Here is a 17,315-nt window from a genome sequence, read left to right on the forward strand (position 1 = left end):
CATGGACGGGATGACGCCGGCCGACGCCCTGGACCTGGTACTCGTCAACGACGCGGGGCTGGTCCCGGGCCGCGACCTCGGCTTCTGCTGCGTGGTGCGGACGACCCGCGACCTGGACGAGATCCGCAGCCTCTGGCTGTTCGGCCGCGACGGCTCGGACCGCCGCCGGGTCGCACCCGAGCTCGTCGACCCCCGCTACGCCGCGGCGTCGCCGGACGGGCGGTTCCTCGCCGTCCTGGCATCGGCCGACGGCCGCGACCAGATCTGCCTGGTTCCGATCGACGGCGGACCGGCCCGGCCGCTGACCGCCCTGCCGCAGGGGGTGTCGGGGCGGCCGGTCTGGTCGCCGGACGCGCGGTCGGTCGCGTTCGCGGCCGGCCCGGCCGAGCGTCCCAGCCGGCTGCCGTACCGGGTCGAGCGCGCGACGTTCCGCTTCGACGGCCTGGGCTATCTGGACGACGTCGTCACCGATCTCCACGTGGTCGACGTCGCGGACGCCACGGTGCGCCGGCTCACCGACGACCGCTGCATGAACGGCGACCCTCGCTGGTCGCCGGACGGGAAGCAGCTGTGCTACATCGCGTCGTTCCCGCCGGACCGGGTCTGGACCGGCCTGCCCGAGCTGCGGGTGGTGTCCGTGGACGACGGTGTGACGCGGACCCTGACCGGCGACTGGGGCGGCGTCCTCGCGGCGGAGTGGTGCCCGGACGGGCGGCGCATCGCGTTCGTCGGCTGCCCGGACGGCTACTTCCTCACCCAGCGGCTGGATCTGTGGACGCTCGACGTCGCGACGGGCGCGATCGAGTGCCGGACGGCGGGTGTGCCGGCCGGCATCGGGCTGCGGGTCCAGGCCGACCTGCCGGTGTGGGCGGACCTCTCCGCGCCGCGGATCCGGATCCGCGGCGGCGACGCCTGCCTCTCCGGCCAGGACGGCGGCGACGTCCTCGTGGTCCGGGTGGCGCTGGACGGCCCCGAGTCCGTCGTGCCGCTCACCTCACCCGGAGGCTCGGCCTACCTGCTGGACGTCTCCGACGACGGCGAGGTGCTCCACGCCGCGACGTCGTTCCTCCGGCCGCCGGAGCTCGTGCTCGGCGCCACCCGGATCACCAGCGACAACGACGACCTCGTCGCCCGTCTGGTGACCCCGGGGCTGCGGCACCTCACGGCGACGGCCGCCGACGGCGTGCGGACCGACGTGTGGGCGCTGACGCCGCCCGGCGACGGTCCGTGGCCCACCGTCCTCTACATCCACGGCGGTCCGTACGGCGCGTTCGGCAGCACCTACATGATCGACTTCCAGCTCCTGGTCGGCGCCGGGTTCGCCGTCGTGGCACACAACTTCCGCGGCTCGCACGGCTACGGCGCCGAGTTCTCCGAGCTGATCCGCGGCGAGTGGGGGCCGGCCGGCGCGCTGGACCACCACGCGGCGGTCGACGAGGCGATCCGCGCCGGCATCGCCGACCCGGACCGGCTCGGCGTCTGCGGGTACTCCCACGGCGGCTTCGCGACCTGCTGGCTGGCCGGCACTTCGGACCGGTTCAAGGCCGCGGTCGCGGAGAACCCGGTGACCAGCTGGACCACCAGCTACGGCACCAACGACTGGAACTGGTTCGTCGCCGAGGAGATGGGCGGCGCGCCGAGCGAGCTGGCGCAGCGCTACGCGGAACAGTCGCCGCTGACGTACGCGCCGGCGTGCACGACGCCGCTGCTGTTCGTCGTCGGCGAGAACGACCTGCGCTGCCCACCGACGGAGTCCGAGCAGTACTTCCACGAGCTGCGGCGCCGAGGCGTCCCCACCGCGATGCTCCGGCTGCCGCACTGCTCCCACCTGGGCGCCTGGGACGGGCCGGTGCCCGCGCGCGTGGCACAGAACGAGGCGCTCGTCGACTGGTTCACCCGCCACCTCTCCTGACGGCCGCGTTCGTCGGCGGCACGCATGGCCGTGCCACCGGTTCCCTCTGCCTGACGACGACTTCCCGGCGCCCGGCCGACACCATCGAGTGCACCGGCCCAGCGCCGGCGTACTTCCGGGCGACAGGGGAGAGGATCATGAGTCTCAAGGCCATTGTGGGCGCGACGGTCATCGACGGCACCGGCGGTGAGCCGGTCCCCGACGCGGTCGTCCTCATCGAGAACGACCGCGTCCGCTCGGTGTCGCGGGCCGCGGACACCGTCGTACCGGAGCAGGCCGAGGTCATCGACGCCGCCGGGCGGTACGTCATCCCCGGGTTGATGGACGCCAACGTGCACCTGTTCGCCGGGACCGTCCCCGACGTGCTGATCGAGTACGCGGGCCGATACGCCGAGTTCGTCGAGGAGGCGGCGCAGGTCACGTTGCGCGCCGGCGTCACGACGGTGTTCGACACGTGGGGTCCGCTGCAGCCGACGCTGACGGTGCGCGACGCGATCAACCGCGGCGAGACCGTCGGCAGCCGCATCTACGCCGGCGGGAACATCATCGGGCTCGGCGGCCCGCTGTCGGCGGACTTCTTCTCGCCCGGCGACGTGCTGGCGAAGGAGACCGTCGACCGCATCAACCAGCAGTGGGAGGAGGGCGTCGGCGACGACCTGCTGTGGCTGACGCCCGAGCAGGTCCGGCTGCGGGTGCGCGACTACATCGAGCGCTCGGGCGTCGACTTCATCAAGTACGCCGGCAGCGGGCACAAGGAGATGCAGTTCATCGCGTTCTCCGAGCCGGCGCAGCGGGCCATCGTCGAGGAGGGGCACCGGGCCGGCATCACCGTCCAGGCGCACACGACGACGGTGGAGAGCCTGCGGATGGAGATCGAGGCCGGCGCCGACCTGCTCCAGCACGGCGACGTGACCGGGCGCGAGGCGATGCCGGAGGAGACGCTGAAGACGATCGTCGACCGCGTCCTCCCGGTCGCGGCGCTGGTCTGCACCGAGCGCTACCAGGCGTGGGTGAAGGAGAACGGCGGCGAGATCCTGAGCATCGTCCACGAGAAGAAGGACGACAACGACCGCCGGCTCATCGCGGCCGGGGCCCGGCTGCTGCTCACCACCGACGCGTTCGCCTGGGGGCCGCGCGTGCTCAACCACCCGCTGCTCTCCAAGCTGCTGAAGAGCCCGGACACGCCGACCCAGCTCGGCGAGTCGCACGTGTACTGGCTGCAGGGCGCGCTCGAGCGCGGCATGGCGCCGATGGAGGCGCTGCTGTCGGCCACCCGCTACATCGCCGAGGCGTACCACGTCGCCGACGAGGTCGGCACCCTCGAGCCCGGCAAGCGGGCCGACCTGGTGATCCTCGAGGCCGACCCGCTGGCCGACGTGCAGAACTACACCCGCATCGTCGACGTGATCAAGGACGGCGCCGTCGTCGACCGCGACGCCCTGCCACTGCACCCCGTCCTCGTCGAACCCGGCACCACCGCCGCCTAGGAGAACCCCATGCGCTGGCTCCTCCTCCCGCTCGCCGCGGTGAGCCTGATCGCCGCCGGCTGCGGCGCGTCGTCGGACCCGCCGTCGTCCAGCGGCGACTCCGGCGGCTCGGTGACCTACGCCGACGGCGGCACGTTCACCATGGTCCGCAACGCCGACCCCGGCGGCTTCGATCCGTACCGGACGCGCCAGATCCTCGGCCTGTCGCAGCTGGCCTACGACTCGCTGGTGTACCAGCGGCTCGACGGCGACTTCGTGTCCAACCTCGCTGAGGAGTGGACGGTCGACGCGCAGCGGGCGACGTTCACGCTGCGCGACGACGTCACCTGTTCCGACGGCACGCCGATGACGGCGAGCCAGGTCGCCGCCGGGATCACGTTCGCCAGCGATCCGGCGAACCAGTCGCCTCAGTACGGCGTCAACACGCCGGCGGTGGCCGTGACCGCGACCCCCGACGACGCCGCGGGCACCGTCGAGGTCGTGGCGGCCGAGCCGTTCGGGTTCCTGCTGCACACGATCGGCCAGCTGCCCATCGTGTGCGCGGCCGGCATGGACGATCCCGACCAGCTGGCGACGTCGTCGGCCGGGACCGGGCCGTTCGTCCTCAGCTCGGTCGTGCCGGGCCAGAGCTACACCTTCACCAGGCGCGAGGGCTACGCGTGGGGCCCGGACGGCGCCGGCACCGACGCGCCGGGCACGCCGGACACCGTCGTGATCCGGATCGTCGAGAACGAGACCACGGCGGCGAACCTGCTGCTCTCGGGTGAGGTCAACGTCGCCCGCGTCACGGGCCCGGACCAGCAGCGGCTGCAGGCGCAGGACCTGGCGACCGCCGAGTGGAAGGTGCCCGGCGTCTGGCTCTCGTTCAACCACCTCGACACCCGGCCGACCGCGGATCCGGCGGTCCGCCGGGCGCTGGTGCACGCGCTGGACCTGGAGGAGCTGATCCGCGTCAACACCGGCGGCACCGGGACCGCCGCCACCAGCTTCACCGCGCTGGACCCCAAGGGCTGCCCTGACAACACCATCGAGGAACTGCTGCCGGAGCACGACGTCGCGGCGGCCGAGGAGCTGCTCGACGAGGCCGGCTGGATCGCCGGGCCGGACGGGATCCGCGTCAAGGACGGCACCCCGCTCACCGTGGAGATCACCTACATCACCGGGTTCTACCCGCTGGACAAGCCCACGGCCGAGCTGCTGGCGGAGAAGTGGCACGCCATCGGCGTGCGGGCCAACATCCGGGCCGAGGCGGTCGCGGCCGCGACGACGACGCTCTACCAGACCAGCAATTGGGACGTCTACCTCGGCGGCTACAGCTTCAACCTGCCGAGCCAGATGGTGCCCTACCTGTCCGGGACCACCCCGCCCAACGGCAACAACATCGGGCACCTGCGCAACGCCGAGTACGATCGGCTCGCCGCCCAGGCGGTCGCGCTGACGCCGCCGGAGGCCTGTACGTACTGGGACCAGGCCGAGCAGGCGATCCTGCGCGAGGTCGACGTGGTGCCGATCGCCGACAAGATCGAGTACTGGTACCTCAACGGCGCGGAGGTGGAGATGACCCGGTACGACACGCCGATCCCGACGACGATCCGGATGCTGGGGTGACATGCCCGCCCTGGACGACCCGCTGACCGCCGTCGCCGACGAGTACTTCGACCTGCAGATGCGGGCCGACCCGCTCACGGCGACGGCGTTCGGCGTCGCCGGGTACGACGCCGAGGTGCCCGACCCGAGCCGCGAGGCCGACCAGCGGCGGCTGGACCGGCTGACCGCGCTGGCCGACCGGCTGGCCGGCATCGACCCGGCGGGGCTGGACGAGCAGGACCGGGTCACGCACGCGATGCTCGACCGGCTGCTGCGCGACGGGCGCGCCGTCCTGGCCGCCGGACTGGGCGCCGACGCGTTCGAGGTGGCGGTGACGGGCAGCATCGCGGGGGCACAGTCGATCGTGCTCTCGACGGTGCCGGCCGTCCGGCTCACCGATGGCGCTGCCGTCGACGCCTACCTGCACCGTTTGAGCGGCCTGGCCGGCTACTTCGACGCGCTGGTCGAGCGGTACCTGGAGGCGGCGGCGTCCGGCCGGGTCCCGACGGCCCTCGGCGTGCGGCAGGCCGTCGGCCAGGTCGACGCCCACCTCGGGCTGAGCCTGGACGACGACCCGCTGCTGCGCCCGGCCGGCCCGGCCGGCGCCGAGGTCGCCGGCCGGGTGCGGGAGATGGTGGCGCGCACGGTGCGCCCGGCGCTGGTCCGCTTCCGCGACGCCCTCGCCGACGAGCTGCTGGCGGCGGGCCGCGGCGACGCCCGGGCCGGGCTGCGGCACGTCCCGGGCGGCGAGGACGCCTACCTGGCACTCGTCCGCGCCCACACGACGACCGACCTGACGCCGGCGCTGATCCACGAGACCGGTCTGGAACGGCTGGCCGCGGTCCATGCGGAGCTGGCCGAGCTGGGCGCGCGCGCGTTCGGCACCGCCGACGCCGCCGCCGTGTTGACCCGCCTGCGCGACGACCCGTCGCTGCGGTTCGGCAGGGGCGAGGAGATCCTGGACTGCGTCCGGTCGGCGCTGGACCGGGCGGTCGCGGAGCTGCCGCGCTGGTTCGGTCCCTACGACCTCGCGCCGTGCGTCGTCGAGGAGATGCACCCGGTCGAGGCGCGAGGGGCGACGCTGGCGTACTACCGGCCGCCCGCGGCCGACGGCTCCCGCCCGGGCGCGCACGTGGTCAACACGCTGCTGCCCGCGACCCGGCCGCGGCACGAGTACGAGGCGCTGGCCTTCCACGAGAGCGTCCCCGGCCATCACCTGCAGCTCGCGCTGGCGCAGACGATCGGCGAGCTACCGGACTTCCGCCGGTTCGGCTACGTCGCGGCGCACGCCGAGGGCTGGGGCCTCTACACCGAGCGGCTGGCCGACGAGATGGGCCTCTACTCCAGCGACCTCACGCGCATGGGGATGCTGTCGTTCGAGGCCTGGCGGGCCTGCCGGCTGGTGGTCGACACCGGCCTGCACCACCTGGGCTGGTCGCGGTCGCGGGCGGTCGCGTTCCTGCGCGACAACTCCGCGACCTCGCCGAGCAACGTCGTCAACGAGATCGACCGCTACATCGCCTGGCCCGGCCAGGCCCTGGCCTACCTGATCGGCCGGCTGCGCATCGGCGCGCTGCGCGCCGAGTCCGAGCGCCGGCTGGGCGAGCGGTTCGACGTCCGCGACTTCCACCACCAGGTGCTGGCCAGCGGCTCGGTCCCGCTCGACGTCCTCGACGGCATCGTCGCCCGCTGGATCGCCTCGGCAGCCGAGACCAGCCCGGTGTGAGACGGGGTGCGTCAGCTCGGTGCGGTGACCGGAACGCCGTTGCTCCGGGCCGCCTCCGCCAGGCGGTCGTCGTAGGTGACGATCGTGTCGAGATCGTCGCCTAGCTCCAGTGCCGCGGCGAGATGCACGGCGTCGAGGGTCCGTAGGAGAGTGGGGTCGAGCCGACCGGCCTCCTCGAAGGTCCTGGTGTCGAGGCTCAGCAACGTGATCGAGTCCAGGACGGCGCGCGCCTGGACGACTCGGTCGGGAGCGGTGCGACGAACCGCGCGCATGAGTTCGGCCCTGGCGAGATCGCACGACACGGGGACTCGGTCGGCCTCGTCCAGCCACGCGCGCAGCGCCGTAGACTCCTTCTCCGCCACGACCAACTTCACCAGTGCCGACGTGTCGAGGTAGTGCGCCACGTCAGTACCGCTCCGCCGCCCGCATCGCCGCGAGTTCTTCGGAGAGGGACGGGCCGCTCGTGGGTGGCGGCAGCTCGTTCAGGCTGCGGCGCGGGGACCGGGCACGGCCCGAGGCGAGTAGACGCTCCAGTGGCGACGACGGGATCGCGGACAGCTGGGCGACGGGCCGCCCCCGATCGGTGATCTGGATCGTCTCACCGGCGGCAGCGCTGGCCACCACCGCCGACGCGTTCTGCTTCAGCGCTCGGATCCCGACCTCAGTCATGTTCTACATAGTAGTACATCGAGCGCTCGCGCTCTACTGCCGACCGGTCAGTCGAGCAGGCGGATGCTGGTGGGGATCGGGTTGACGTAGCCGGCGGCCTCCGCCTCGGCTCGACGCAGATAGAAGACGTCGATCCGGTCGGAGATCGGCACGATGTCGAGGTCGCGGTAGAGCGCCTGCTCCGCCCGGTTCCAGTAGTCGCACGCCTCGGGCGGCGTCATGGTGGCGGCCTGCGCGACCAGTTCCTCGTAGTCCTCGTTGACGCCCCCGAGGTTCGTGCCCTCCGGCGGCAGCGGCCCGGACAGGAACGGCACCCAGGCGCTGGGAAGGTAGGCGGTGCCCAGCTGCATGACGGCGTCCCAGTTCCGGTGCTCGAACAGGACGTCGCTGTAGCCGACGGTGGTGTCGGCGGTGAGGGTGACCTGCGCGCCCAGCGCCTCCCACTTCTGGGCGATCAGCTCCACGGTGGGCTTCTCGTAGCTCGACGACGACGGCAGGTAGTGCAGGTCGAGCATGAGCGGCGTGCCGTCCTTGACACGGACGCCGTCGGGCCCGCGGACCCAGCCCGCCTGGTCGAGCAGCGCCTCCGCGGCCCCCGGGTCGTGCTCGGGCAGGTGTCCGCTGACGTTGTCGCCGGCGCAGGCCCTCGGCTCGACCTGCACCAGGCTGGTGGCCGCCCGGCCGGTTCCGCCGGTCGACACCTGGATCACTTCCTCGAGGTCGAGCGCCTGGACCAGCGCCTGGCGGACCCGTTGGTCCGCGCCCACGCGGCCGTCGGCCTCGTTCTGGTTGAACCGCAGCCCCGCGCCGGGCGCGGCCACCTCGAGGGTGTCGAAGGACTGTTCCGCGAGCCGCTGCTGGTCCTGTCCGGAGATCTTGGCGTAGTTCACCTCGCCGGAGAGCAGCAGGTTGGCCGCCGTCGTCTCGTTGGGGACGATCCTGACGACGATGGTGGCCGGGGTTCCCGGCTCGCTCGTGCCGGCGCCGCCGGGCCCCCACGTGTAGCCGTCGCGGCGAGTGAACGTGTAGCTCTGTCCGGGCACGATGTCGGTAACCACGAACGGCCCGGTCCCGGCCGACGCCGTCGCCAGCAGGTCCGGGTCCTCCATGCCCGCGCGGCACACGATCGGCAACAGGCCGATCGTGTTCAGCAGGAAGGCGAACGGCTGCTCGAGGGCGACCGTCACGGTCCTGGTGGCGTCGTCACCCGTGGCGGTCAGCGGGACCGTCGGCGTGTTGATGCCGTACTGGCCCGACCCGTTCTCGGGGTCGCTGACGTAGCTGATGGCGGCGGCGACGTCGCTCGCGGTCAGGGGAGTGCCGTCGGAGCAGGTGATGTCGTCGCGGAGGACGAACCTGGCCGACAGGGCGTCCGCGGTCCACTCCTCGGCCAGCCCCGAGACGAACCGCCCGTCCGGTTGGAGGTTCACGAGGGAGTCGTAGGCCAGCCGGTCCACCCGGAAGGCCGTGCCGCGATAGGGATCGAGCGACCCCAGGTCCTCCAGGAGCGCCATCGTGAACGTGCCGTCCTCGGCGTACGGCACCTCATCTCCCCGACCACCGGACGGGTCGGACGAGGCGCCGCACCCGGCGGCGACCAGACCTGCGGCGACGAACGCGACGACCAACCCAGACGACCGGCCCACGGCAGTGCTCCTCTCGGGTGCCGATCACGGTAGGGCGCGCGTCCGCGGCTGCCGTCCTCCATTTCGCGGAAAGGTGGGATGGGTCGTCGTCGCTCCGGACGACCCGAGGCGCCGGTGTGGCGACGGTCAGCGGCTCACCGCGTCGGTACGCCGGGCCAGCCGCTTGCCCATGTAGACCAGCTGGTAGCCGTCCGGGCCGGGCTCGGAGAAGTGCAGCGCGAACGCGGTCTTCGCGTACGCCGGCCCGTGCGAGACCAGCGTGTCCGCCGACGTCGGCACGGCGCGGAACTCCTTCACGTCGGTCATGGTCGGGAACGTCGCGCCGACGAGGTCGTCGGGCAGCGGGACGAGCCGCACCAGGACGCCGTCGCCGTGGTCGGCGGGACGCACCTCCACGCGCTGGGTCACCCGCTCATAACTGCCGAGGAACGGGGTGAGGTCGACGTCCGTGCGCGCGGCGCCGATGACCGGCGGTGCCAGCGGCGACGGCCCGGCCGGCAGGACGGCGTCGACGAGATCGGCCAGCGGCGGCATCCCGGCGATGCTGTTGACGAACGCGGCCAGCGCGAAGTCGTCGTCGGGGGAGATCAGCGCGTAGGCACAGCCGCCCGGAGAGCCGCCGCCGTGCGAGAACACCCGCCGGCCGTCCTGTTCGTTGTACATCCAGCCCAGGCCGAAGCCGCTGTCCGGGCCGGTGGGATCGGCGCTGGTGGGCGTCCGCATCGCGAGCGCCGACGCGGCCGACAGGACGCGCGCGTCGCCGGCGGGGACCAGCCCGTCGGCCAGGTGCATGCGCAGGAACGTCAGCGTGTCGTCGACGGTGGTGACGATGGTCGTGCCCGGCGCCGCCCACGCGCTGGGGTACATGAACTGCGGCGTCGGCTCGTGCCCGCCGCCGGGCGACGGGAAGCTGCCGATCGCGGTCCGGTGCAGGATCGCCTCGCGCGGTGAGAACACGGTCCGGCGCAGGCCGAGCGGCTCGATCACCCGCTCCTGGAGCAGCTCGTGGAACGTGCGGCCGGTCAGGCGGCGCAGCACGATCTCGGCGACGATCCAGCCGATGTTGTTGTACGACGAGACCACGCCGGGCTCGGTGAGCGTCGGCGCCGTCGCGATCCGGGGCAGGTAGTCCTCGACGCCGTCGGGATACTCGCGCGAGTCGACGAACAGGTCGCTGGTGTCGACGCCGCTGGTGTGGTTCATCAGGTGACGCATCGTGAGCGACTTGGCCACCTCGACGTCGGCGCCGAACTGGACGTCCGGGGCGTACGCGACCAGCGGCTGGTCGAGGTCCAGCGTGCCGTCCTCGACGAACGTCATGAGCAGGGTGGACAGCCAGACCTTGGTGATCGACCCGGTGAGGTAGCCGGTGTCGGCCGCGAACGGCTGCCCGGTGTAGAGGTTCGCGACCCCCGCGGCGGCGGCCGCGCGCACGCCGTCCTGCCAGGTGGCCACCACCATGCCGGGCACACCGTGCTGCTCGACGATGCTCTCGACGGTGCGCTGCAGTTCGGTCTGGCGAAGATCCATGGTGTGTCCTCTCAGGCGGTCTTCGGGTAGTAGCGGAAGCCGGTGTGCAGGCCGGCCCGGCGGGCGCCGTCCGCGGGGACGGCCGCGACCAGGCCCATGCGGCCGTAGAAGCCGCCCAGCGTCGCCTCGTCGGCCTCGGCGGGCGCGTACTGCCCGGGCGCGACGCCGCGGTAGGGGAGCGGCACGGGATCGGTCATGCCGGTCGCGTAGGCGAGGCTCTGCGCGGCGTGGTCGTCGTCGTAGGGCTCGCTGTGGCGGGTGAGGACCAGTGCGCCGCCATCCCGCTCGGCCACGATCCGGGTCTGGAACGCCCGGTACTCGCCGGCGTCGGCGTCGTCGGCCGGCGTCGGCGTGACGTCGATCGGCGCGATGACGGAGTCGCCGGTGAGCTCCTCGATCGCGGCCGTGTGCAGCAGGTCGTTCATGACGGCGCGTCCGCCTCCGGTGGCGAAGCTGGCGATGACGGCGTCGTGCTCGGGCAGGATGCCGAAGCTGGAGACGCCGTTGGGCGATCCGCCGCCGTGCCACGGCGCGGTCGTGCCGGCGATCGGGAACAGCCACCAGCCCAGCCCGATCGGCGGCGCCTGCGGCAGCCCGATGTCGAACGTCGGCGCCCGCATGGCGTCGACCCACTCCGCCGACAGCACGCGGGTGCCGTTGGGCGCGACGCCGCCGTCCAGGTGCATCCGGCCGAACGCCATGAGGTCGTCGACGGTGACGATCAGTGTCGAGCCGCCACCGGCCAGCGACTCGCCGAGGGTGAAGCGCGGTGTCGCGCGCAGCGCGCCGGTCTCGGGGTCGGCGTAGGCGCCGATGGCGGTGCGGCGCAGGAACGCCTGGGTCTGCACGCCGGTGGCACCGGCCATGCCGCACGGCTCGAACAGCTCGCGCTCGATGGCGAGCTCGAACGGCAGCCCGGTCTGCTCCTCCAGGATCCGCCCGGCCAGCACGAAGCCCGGGTTGGTGTAGTGGATGTAGGTGCCCGGCTCGAACAGGACGCTCATGCGCGGCAGGTGCTCGGTGTAGGAACGGCTGGCGTCGCGGCCGCGGACCGGCGTGGGGCACAGGCCGTCGCTGTCGATGCCGTTCGTGTGGTTGATCAGCATCCGGACGGTGATCGCGGCGGCCGCCTCGGGGTCGGCCAGCGTGAACTCGGGGACGTAGCGCTGCGCCGGCGCGTCGAGGTCGACCGCGCCTCGCTCCACCAGCCGCAGCAGCGCCGTCGCCACCAGGACCTTCGTCACCGATCCGAGCAGGAAGCCGGTGTCGGTGGTGAACGGCTGACCGGTGTTGAGGTTCGCGCTCCCGTGCGCGACGGCGACGCGCTCACCGCCGACGGAGACGGCGACGACGGCGCCGGCCACCTTCAGCTCGGCGGAGCGGGTCTCCAGGACGTGGGTGAGGCGGTCGCGCAGGGTGCTGAGATCGGCCATGGCCGGTTCTTCCTCTCTTCTGTCAGCCGTTGACGGTCTCGAGGACGCGGAGGAAGTTCTCGCCGAGGATGCCGGCGATCTGCTCGTCGGTGTAGCCGCGCGCGACCAGGCCGCGGGTGATGTTGACCAGGTCGCGGTAGTCGCGGAATCCCTCCAGGGTGGCGGTGACGTCGATGTGGTGCTCGGGCCGGAACCCGTTCGCGTTCAGCAGCGGGACGATGAAGCGCTGCTGGAGGTCGTGCGAGTAGCCCAGCGGCCAGTCGGTGCCGATGCCCGCGTGCTCCCAGCCGACGAGGGCCACGATGTGGTCGATGTGGTCCAGCGTCAGCTCGATGGTCGGCCGCGGGTGGTCGGGCGGCGCGAGGAACGCCGGCACCGTCACGACACCGATGACGCCGCCGGTCGCGGCGATGGCGCGCAGCTCCTCGTCGCTCTTGGCGCGGTCGTGCCGGTACAGCGCCTCGGCGCAGGTGTGCGTCGCCAGCACCGGCTGCTCCGACGCGGCACAGGCGTCCAGCGTGGTCTGCCGGCCGGAGTGCGCGGTGTCGACGATGACGCCGACGCGGTTGCAGCGCCGGACGAACTCCAGCCCGAAGTGGCTCAGCCCGGCGTCGTACCGTTCGGTGCACCCGGTGCCGACGAAGGTCATCGTGTTGTAGGCGCAGTCGGCCGTGTGCAGCACGCCGAGCTCGTGTGCGGCGTCGACGAGGTCGAGGTCGCCGAGCCGCAGGCGGTTGAACTGGCACATGCCCCAGAGCGCGTGCTCGCCGTCGGCGTGCGCCGCGCGGATGTCGTCGGCCCGGCGCACCGCGCGCAGCCAGGGCAGCGCGCGCGTCGTCGCCGTCAGCGAGGCGGCCGCCTCCAGGATCGCCGCCCGGTCCGAGAGCGTGCAGCCGGTCAGCCCGGCGGTGGCGCCGGAGGCGTCGAACAGCTCGCGGTACTCGGGGAACTCGCCGCGCATCGCCTTGCTCACGAGGAAGTCGAAGGCCAGGCCCGCCGCCTGTCCCGGCGCGGCGGCCGCGGCCGCCTCGTACTCCTTGACCAGCTCGTCGGTCCAGACGTCGGGCGAGAACGGGCCCTGGTACGTCATGTCGACGATGACGCTGTCGCGGTGCAGGCGGGCGGCGCGGAGCTCCTGCTCGGGGGTGAGCCCGAAGTCGAAGCTGCCGTACGTGTGCTCCGTCATGCCCGTCACTCCTCGAAGACGCGGATGCTGGTCGGGATCGGGAACGAGAACCCGGACACCTCGGCCTCGGCGCCACGCAGGTAGTAGAACGAGGGCCGGAACGCGATCGGGAGCGTGTTGACATCCTGGAACAACGCCTGCTCGGCCTGGTTCCAGTAGGTGCACGACTCCGGGGCGGTCAGCGTCTGGGCCTGCGCGACCAGCGCCAGGTAGTCCTCGTTCTGGATGCCAGAGACGTTCACCCCGTCCGGCGGCACCGGCCCGGAGGCGTACGGGATCCACTGGCTGGGCAGGTAGAAGCCGTAGCCGAGCACGAAGACGTCCCAGTTGCCGGCGGCGCCGAGTGCGACCTCGGTGTAGCCGTTGGGCCCGTCCAGGCTGAGGTCGACGGTCACGCCGAGCTGCTCCCACCGGTCGGCCACCAGCTCGGCCGTCGGCTGGTCGTACCGGTTGGTGGTCGGGATCGCGTGCAGGTCGATGGTGAGCGGCGTGCCGTCCTTCGCGCGCATGCCGTCGGTGCCGCGCACCCAGCCGGCCTCGTCGAGCAGCGCCTCCGCCGCGGCGACGTCGAACTCGGGCACCTGGCCGGACACGGTGTCGCCGTCGCACACGTTCGGGTCGAGCGCGACCAGGCCGGTCGCCGCGGTGCCGGTACCGCCGGTGGCGACGGGGATGAGCTCGTCGAGGTCCAGGGCCTGGGCGAGCGCGCGCCGGAGGTTCTCGTCCTGCGTCACGCGGCCGTCGCGCTGGTTGAACCACAGCGCCACGCCGGAGTGGCCCTGGTCCTTGTCCAGACCCTCGGCGTCGAGACGCTGGTGGTCGTCCCCGGTGATCTGGGCGAAGTTCAGCTCGCCCGACAGCAGCAGGTTGGCGGCCGTCGTCTCGTCGGGGATGACGCGGACGACCACGGTCTTCGGGGTGCCCGGCTCGTCCGTGCCGACGCCGTCGGGGCCCCACGCGTAGTCGTCGCGGCGGGTGAAGGTGAAGGTCTGCCCGGCCACCACGTCGGTGAGGACGAACGGCCCCGTGCCGTCCGACGCGGCCTGCAGCATCGTCCGGTCCTGCATGCCCTTGGCGCAGACGATCGGCAGCACCCCGACGGTCTCCAGCAGGAACCCGAACGGCTGCCCGGCGGTCACGGTCACGGTGCGCGTGGCGTCGTCACCGGTCGCGGTGATCGGGACGGTCGGCGTGTGCAGGCCGTAGAGCACGGCGCCGTTCGCGGGGTCGCTGACATAGGCGATGTCCGCGGCCACCTGCGACGCCGTGAGCGGCGAGCCGTCGGAGCAGGTCACGTCGTCGCGCAGGGTGAACGTCGCCGTCGTCGCGTCGACCGTCCACTCCTCGGCCAGGCCGGAGACGAAATCGCCGTCCGGCGTCAGGTTGACCAGCGGGTCGTAGAGCAGGTCGTCGTAGCCGAGCGCGCCGGGGGAGTGGTACGGGTCGAAGGACACCGGGTCGGCCGGCGTCGACCGGGTGAAGGTGCCGTCGACGGCGTAGCGGGCCTCGTCGTCCTGGCTCGCGGGCGAGTCGGACGAGGCGCCGCAGCCGGCGGCGACGCAGCCGGCGGCGACGAGCAGTGCGAACGTTCTACGCATGGGAGCTCTCCTCACTCTTGGGGGCGCTCACGACGCGGGCCGGAAGTCGCCGTCGAGGAGGCTCAGCGCCTCGACGGTCCCGCGCGGCCCCACGGCGAACCGGGCGAACGGGCGCACGTAGGGCACGCCCATCGGCCGGAGCCGGAACACGTCGCCGTGCCAGTGCTCGAGGCGGGCGGCGAACGCGCCCGCACCGGGGAACGCGAGCAGGAGACCGTCGTCGTCGGCGGTGATCCGGAGGCGTCCGTAGAGACCGTGGTGGTCCTGGTAGTCGCCGGCGTACCGGGCGGGCGCGAGGGTGGGCCGGGTGCCGGGCAGCCGGGCCGCGCGCAGCGCCGCGGCCTCGTCGTCGTGGGCCCGCTCGGCCGCGCGCCGGCGGGCGGCCAGCTGGGTGCTCCAGTCCGTCGCCGGCGCGCCGGCGAGGCGGTCGAGCACCCACAGTGAGACGTCGGCGTGGAACGCGAACGGGTCGTAGCCGTGGGCCGCGCGGTCGAAGCTGGACCGGTCGCCGTTGGCCAGCACGGCCACGCCGATCCGCCGGTCCGGGAGCAGCGAGACCTGGGCGGGGAAGCCGATGATGAGCCCGCTGTGCGACACGTGCGGCTCGCCGCGGTACCGCTCGTTGCGCCAGCCGAGCGCGTAGGTCGTGCCCTCGAACGGGAAGCGGGCGGTGTCGTGCGGGTTCTGCGGGCTGTGCATCTCGCGCAGCGTGTCGCGCCTCAGGATCGGCCGGCCCTCGTTCAGCTGCATGAGCAGCCAGTTCGACAGGTCCGCGGCGCTGGACACGACGGCCCCGGCCGCCGCCAGCGTGTCGTAGCTCTGCCAGGGCATGCTGCGGGCGGGCCCGTCGCCGAGGCGGTGCGGCATCGCGACGTTGTCGTCGTGCGCGTCGGTGTGGTGCACCTCGCCGGCCGGCGCGGTGCCGAAGAACGTGGCGGTGACGTGCTTGTCGTCCCAGCGGTCCAGGGCGCTGGTGCCGCTGCGGGTCATGCCGAGCGGCTCGAGGATCCGGGTCCGGACGAACTCCTGCCAGCTCGTGCCCGAGACCGCCGCGACGACCTGGCCGACGGCGCCGTACATGAGGTTGCTGTAGACGTAGGACGCGCGGAACGGCTCGGCCTGGCGCTGGTACCGCATCCGCCGCAGCGCCTCGTCCGGTCCCATGATCTCCATGCCGGGCGCCCAGACGTCCGGGTGGCCGGTCCGGTGCGCGAGCGCGTCGCGGACGGTGACGGCCTGCGTCAGCCAGGGGTCGTGCAGCCGGAAGCCGGGGAGGTGGGCGGCCAGCGGGTCGTCCCAGCCCAGCCGCCCCTCGTCGACGAGGATGCCGGCCGCGGCGGCGGTGAACGCCTTGGAGGTGGAGCCGAGCTGGAACAGCGTGTGCTCGTCGACGCGGTCGCCGCGGCCGGCCTCCTTGACGCCGTGGCCGCCGGCGTGCAGCACGTCGGTCCCGTGGACGACGGTGACGGCGGCGCCGGGGATGCCCCAGTCGCGCAGGGCCCGCTCGACGTGCTCGTCCAGCCCGGCGATCGTCGTTGTGCCCATGCGGAGCCCTCGCCTCCCGCCGTCAGTGCCAGACCTGGCCGAAGACGCGCAGCCAGTTCTCGCCGAGGATGCCGCGCACGTCGTCGGCGCCGAACCCGCGCTCGAGCAGCCGCTCGGTCAGGCGCGGCAGGCCGGAGGCGTCCTCGAGCTCGGCGGGGTAGTGCCAGGGCGGCGGCGGGTAGCTCTCCCGTGACCACACGCCGTCGCGGACCAGCTGTTCGTAGACGTCCAGCGGCGGGTTCGGCGTCGTGTAGTCCAGGCCGATCCCGACGTGCTCGGCGCCGACCAGGTCGGCGAGGTAGGCGATGTGGTCGATGTAGTCGTCGAGCGTGGGCTTGGCCGACGGCACCACGAACGCGCCGTAGCCGTTGGCGCCGATGACGCCGCCGCTGGCCGCGAGCGCCCGGATGAGGTCGTCGGTCAGGTTGCGCCGGCTGTGGTGCACGGCGGCGCAGTTCGAGTGCGACGCGATGACGGGCGCGGTGGAGGCCTCGACGGCGTCCAGGCTGGTCCGCAGGCCGGTGTGCGAGACGTCGACGATCATCCCGAGGCGATTCAGCTCGCCGACGACCTGGCGCCCGAACCGGCTGAGCCCCGCGTCGTCCGGCTCCTCGCACCCGTCGCCGACGGGGCTGCGGACGTTGTAGGTCAGCTGGACCACGCGCACGCCCAGCCGCCAGTACACCTCGACCAGCCCGGCGTCGTACTCGACCGGCTGCGTCCCCTGGAAGTGCAGGACGACGGCGAGCTTCCCGTCCCGCTTGGCGGCCCGGATGTCGTCGGCCGTGGTGGCGAGGACGAGGTCGTCCCGCTCGCGGAGGAACCGGTACGTGTCGCCCAGCAGGCCGACGGTGTCGCGGCAGCTCTCCCAGGCGGCGACCGTGACGACGCACGCGGTGGCGCCGCCGGCGATCCAGGCCGGGTACTGCTCGCGCCACCACACGGCCGGGCAGGTGCCGTCGATCACGATCGCGTCGGAGTGCAGGGTCATCGCTC

The 17,315-nt window shown here is 72.9% G+C and carries 13 protein-coding genes; 4 read left to right on the top strand and 9 right to left on the bottom strand.

All coding sequences use genetic code 11. From position 1 onward, the window contains the following. The first annotated feature begins 1 nt into the window (after position 1). The 4 genes from C1I92_RS07590 to C1I92_RS07605 all read left to right on the top strand — a co-directional run bounded on the left by C1I92_RS07590 (position 2) and on the right by C1I92_RS07605 (position 6,712). The gene (locus tag C1I92_RS07590) at positions 2-1,912 is read left to right on the top strand and encodes a S9 family peptidase (RefSeq protein ID WP_111254061.1); all 1,911 of its coding nucleotides are present in this window, start codon (positions 2-4) and stop codon (positions 1,910-1,912) included. A 137-nt stretch (positions 1,913-2,049) separates the two neighbouring features. Then, positions 2,050-3,399: an amidohydrolase family protein gene (locus tag C1I92_RS07595; RefSeq protein WP_111254062.1), complete on the top strand. Its 1,350-nt coding sequence runs from the start codon at positions 2,050-2,052 to the stop codon at positions 3,397-3,399. Positions 3,400-3,408: 9 nt separating this feature from the next. Then, on the top strand, positions 3,409-5,007 hold the full coding sequence (locus tag C1I92_RS07600) for an ABC transporter substrate-binding protein (protein ID WP_111254063.1): 1,599 nt from the start codon (positions 3,409-3,411) through the stop codon (positions 5,005-5,007). Between the two features lies 1 nt (position 5,008). Next, positions 5,009-6,712 carry a DUF885 domain-containing protein gene (locus tag C1I92_RS07605; RefSeq protein ID WP_111254064.1) on the top strand — a complete coding sequence of 568 codons (1,704 nt, stop codon included), beginning with the start codon at positions 5,009-5,011 and terminating at the stop codon, positions 6,710-6,712. A gap of 11 nt (positions 6,713-6,723) precedes the next feature. Here C1I92_RS07605 and C1I92_RS07610 read toward each other — a convergent pair whose 3' ends face one another. From C1I92_RS07610 to C1I92_RS07650, 9 genes are all read right to left on the bottom strand, one after another. After that, the gene (locus C1I92_RS07610; RefSeq protein WP_111254065.1) at positions 6,724-7,116 is read right to left on the bottom strand and encodes a type II toxin-antitoxin system VapC family toxin; all 393 of its coding nucleotides are present in this window, start codon (positions 7,114-7,116) and stop codon (positions 6,724-6,726) included. 1 nt (position 7,117) lies between these two features. Continuing rightward, entirely contained in the window at positions 7,118-7,381 is a 264-nt protein-coding gene (locus C1I92_RS07615) for a type II toxin-antitoxin system Phd/YefM family antitoxin (RefSeq protein WP_111254066.1), read from the bottom strand. Between the two features lie 47 nt (positions 7,382-7,428). After that, positions 7,429-9,027, bottom strand: coding sequence for an ABC transporter substrate-binding protein (locus C1I92_RS07620; RefSeq protein WP_146605056.1), 1,599 nt, complete (start codon positions 9,025-9,027; stop codon positions 7,429-7,431). A gap of 126 nt (positions 9,028-9,153) precedes the next feature. Next, complete coding sequence (locus tag C1I92_RS07625) at positions 9,154-10,557, bottom strand: serine hydrolase domain-containing protein (protein ID WP_111254068.1); 1,404 nt, start codon at positions 10,555-10,557, stop codon at positions 9,154-9,156. Positions 10,558-10,568: 11 nt separating this feature from the next. Further along, a complete protein-coding gene (locus C1I92_RS07630; RefSeq protein WP_111254069.1) occupies positions 10,569-11,990 on the bottom strand; it encodes a serine hydrolase domain-containing protein in 1,422 nt (473 codons plus the stop codon). Positions 11,991-12,012: 22 nt separating this feature from the next. Next, entirely contained in the window at positions 12,013-13,176 is a 1,164-nt protein-coding gene (locus C1I92_RS07635) for a dipeptidase (RefSeq protein WP_111254070.1), read from the bottom strand. A gap of 5 nt (positions 13,177-13,181) precedes the next feature. Continuing rightward, positions 13,182-14,774 carry an ABC transporter substrate-binding protein gene (locus C1I92_RS07640; protein ID WP_111254071.1) on the bottom strand — a complete coding sequence of 531 codons (1,593 nt, stop codon included), beginning with the start codon at positions 14,772-14,774 and terminating at the stop codon, positions 13,182-13,184. A 27-nt stretch (positions 14,775-14,801) separates the two neighbouring features. Then, a complete protein-coding gene (locus tag C1I92_RS07645; RefSeq protein ID WP_111254072.1) occupies positions 14,802-16,319 on the bottom strand; it encodes a serine hydrolase in 1,518 nt (505 codons plus the stop codon). 22 nt (positions 16,320-16,341) lie between these two features. Next, a complete protein-coding gene (locus tag C1I92_RS07650; protein WP_111254073.1) occupies positions 16,342-17,310 on the bottom strand; it encodes a dipeptidase in 969 nt (322 codons plus the stop codon). Between the last annotated feature and the right edge of the window lie 5 nt (positions 17,311-17,315).

Origin of the sequence: Jiangella anatolica, from assembly GCF_003236295.1 — a bacterium.
Taxonomy (GTDB): domain Bacteria; phylum Actinomycetota; class Actinomycetes; order Jiangellales; family Jiangellaceae; genus Jiangella; species Jiangella anatolica.

What these genes read in the sequence shown, in the direction of transcription:
- C1I92_RS07590 (WP_111254061.1), top strand. Translation starts at nt 2, where the DNA reads ATGGACGGGATGACGCCGGCCGACGCCCTGGACCTGGTACTCGTCAAC.
- C1I92_RS07595 (WP_111254062.1), top strand. Translation starts at nt 2,050, where the DNA reads ATGAGTCTCAAGGCCATTGTGGGCGCGACGGTCATCGACGGCACCGGC.
- C1I92_RS07600 (WP_111254063.1), top strand. Translation starts at nt 3,409, where the DNA reads ATGCGCTGGCTCCTCCTCCCGCTCGCCGCGGTGAGCCTGATCGCCGCC.
- C1I92_RS07605 (WP_111254064.1), top strand. Translation starts at nt 5,009, where the DNA reads ATGCCCGCCCTGGACGACCCGCTGACCGCCGTCGCCGACGAGTACTTC.
- C1I92_RS07615 (WP_111254066.1), bottom strand. Translation starts at nt 7,381, where the DNA reads ATGACTGAGGTCGGGATCCGAGCGCTGAAGCAGAACGCGTCGGCGGTG.
- C1I92_RS07625 (WP_111254068.1), bottom strand. Translation starts at nt 10,557, where the DNA reads ATGGATCTTCGCCAGACCGAACTGCAGCGCACCGTCGAGAGCATCGTC.
- C1I92_RS07630 (WP_111254069.1), bottom strand. Translation starts at nt 11,990, where the DNA reads ATGGCCGATCTCAGCACCCTGCGCGACCGCCTCACCCACGTCCTGGAG.
- C1I92_RS07635 (WP_111254070.1), bottom strand. Translation starts at nt 13,176, where the DNA reads ATGACGGAGCACACGTACGGCAGCTTCGACTTCGGGCTCACCCCCGAG.
- C1I92_RS07640 (WP_111254071.1), bottom strand. Translation starts at nt 14,774, where the DNA reads ATGCGTAGAACGTTCGCACTGCTCGTCGCCGCCGGCTGCGTCGCCGCC.
- C1I92_RS07645 (WP_111254072.1), bottom strand. Translation starts at nt 16,319, where the DNA reads ATGGGCACAACGACGATCGCCGGGCTGGACGAGCACGTCGAGCGGGCC.
- C1I92_RS07650 (WP_111254073.1), bottom strand. Translation starts at nt 17,310, where the DNA reads ATGACCCTGCACTCCGACGCGATCGTGATCGACGGCACCTGCCCGGCC.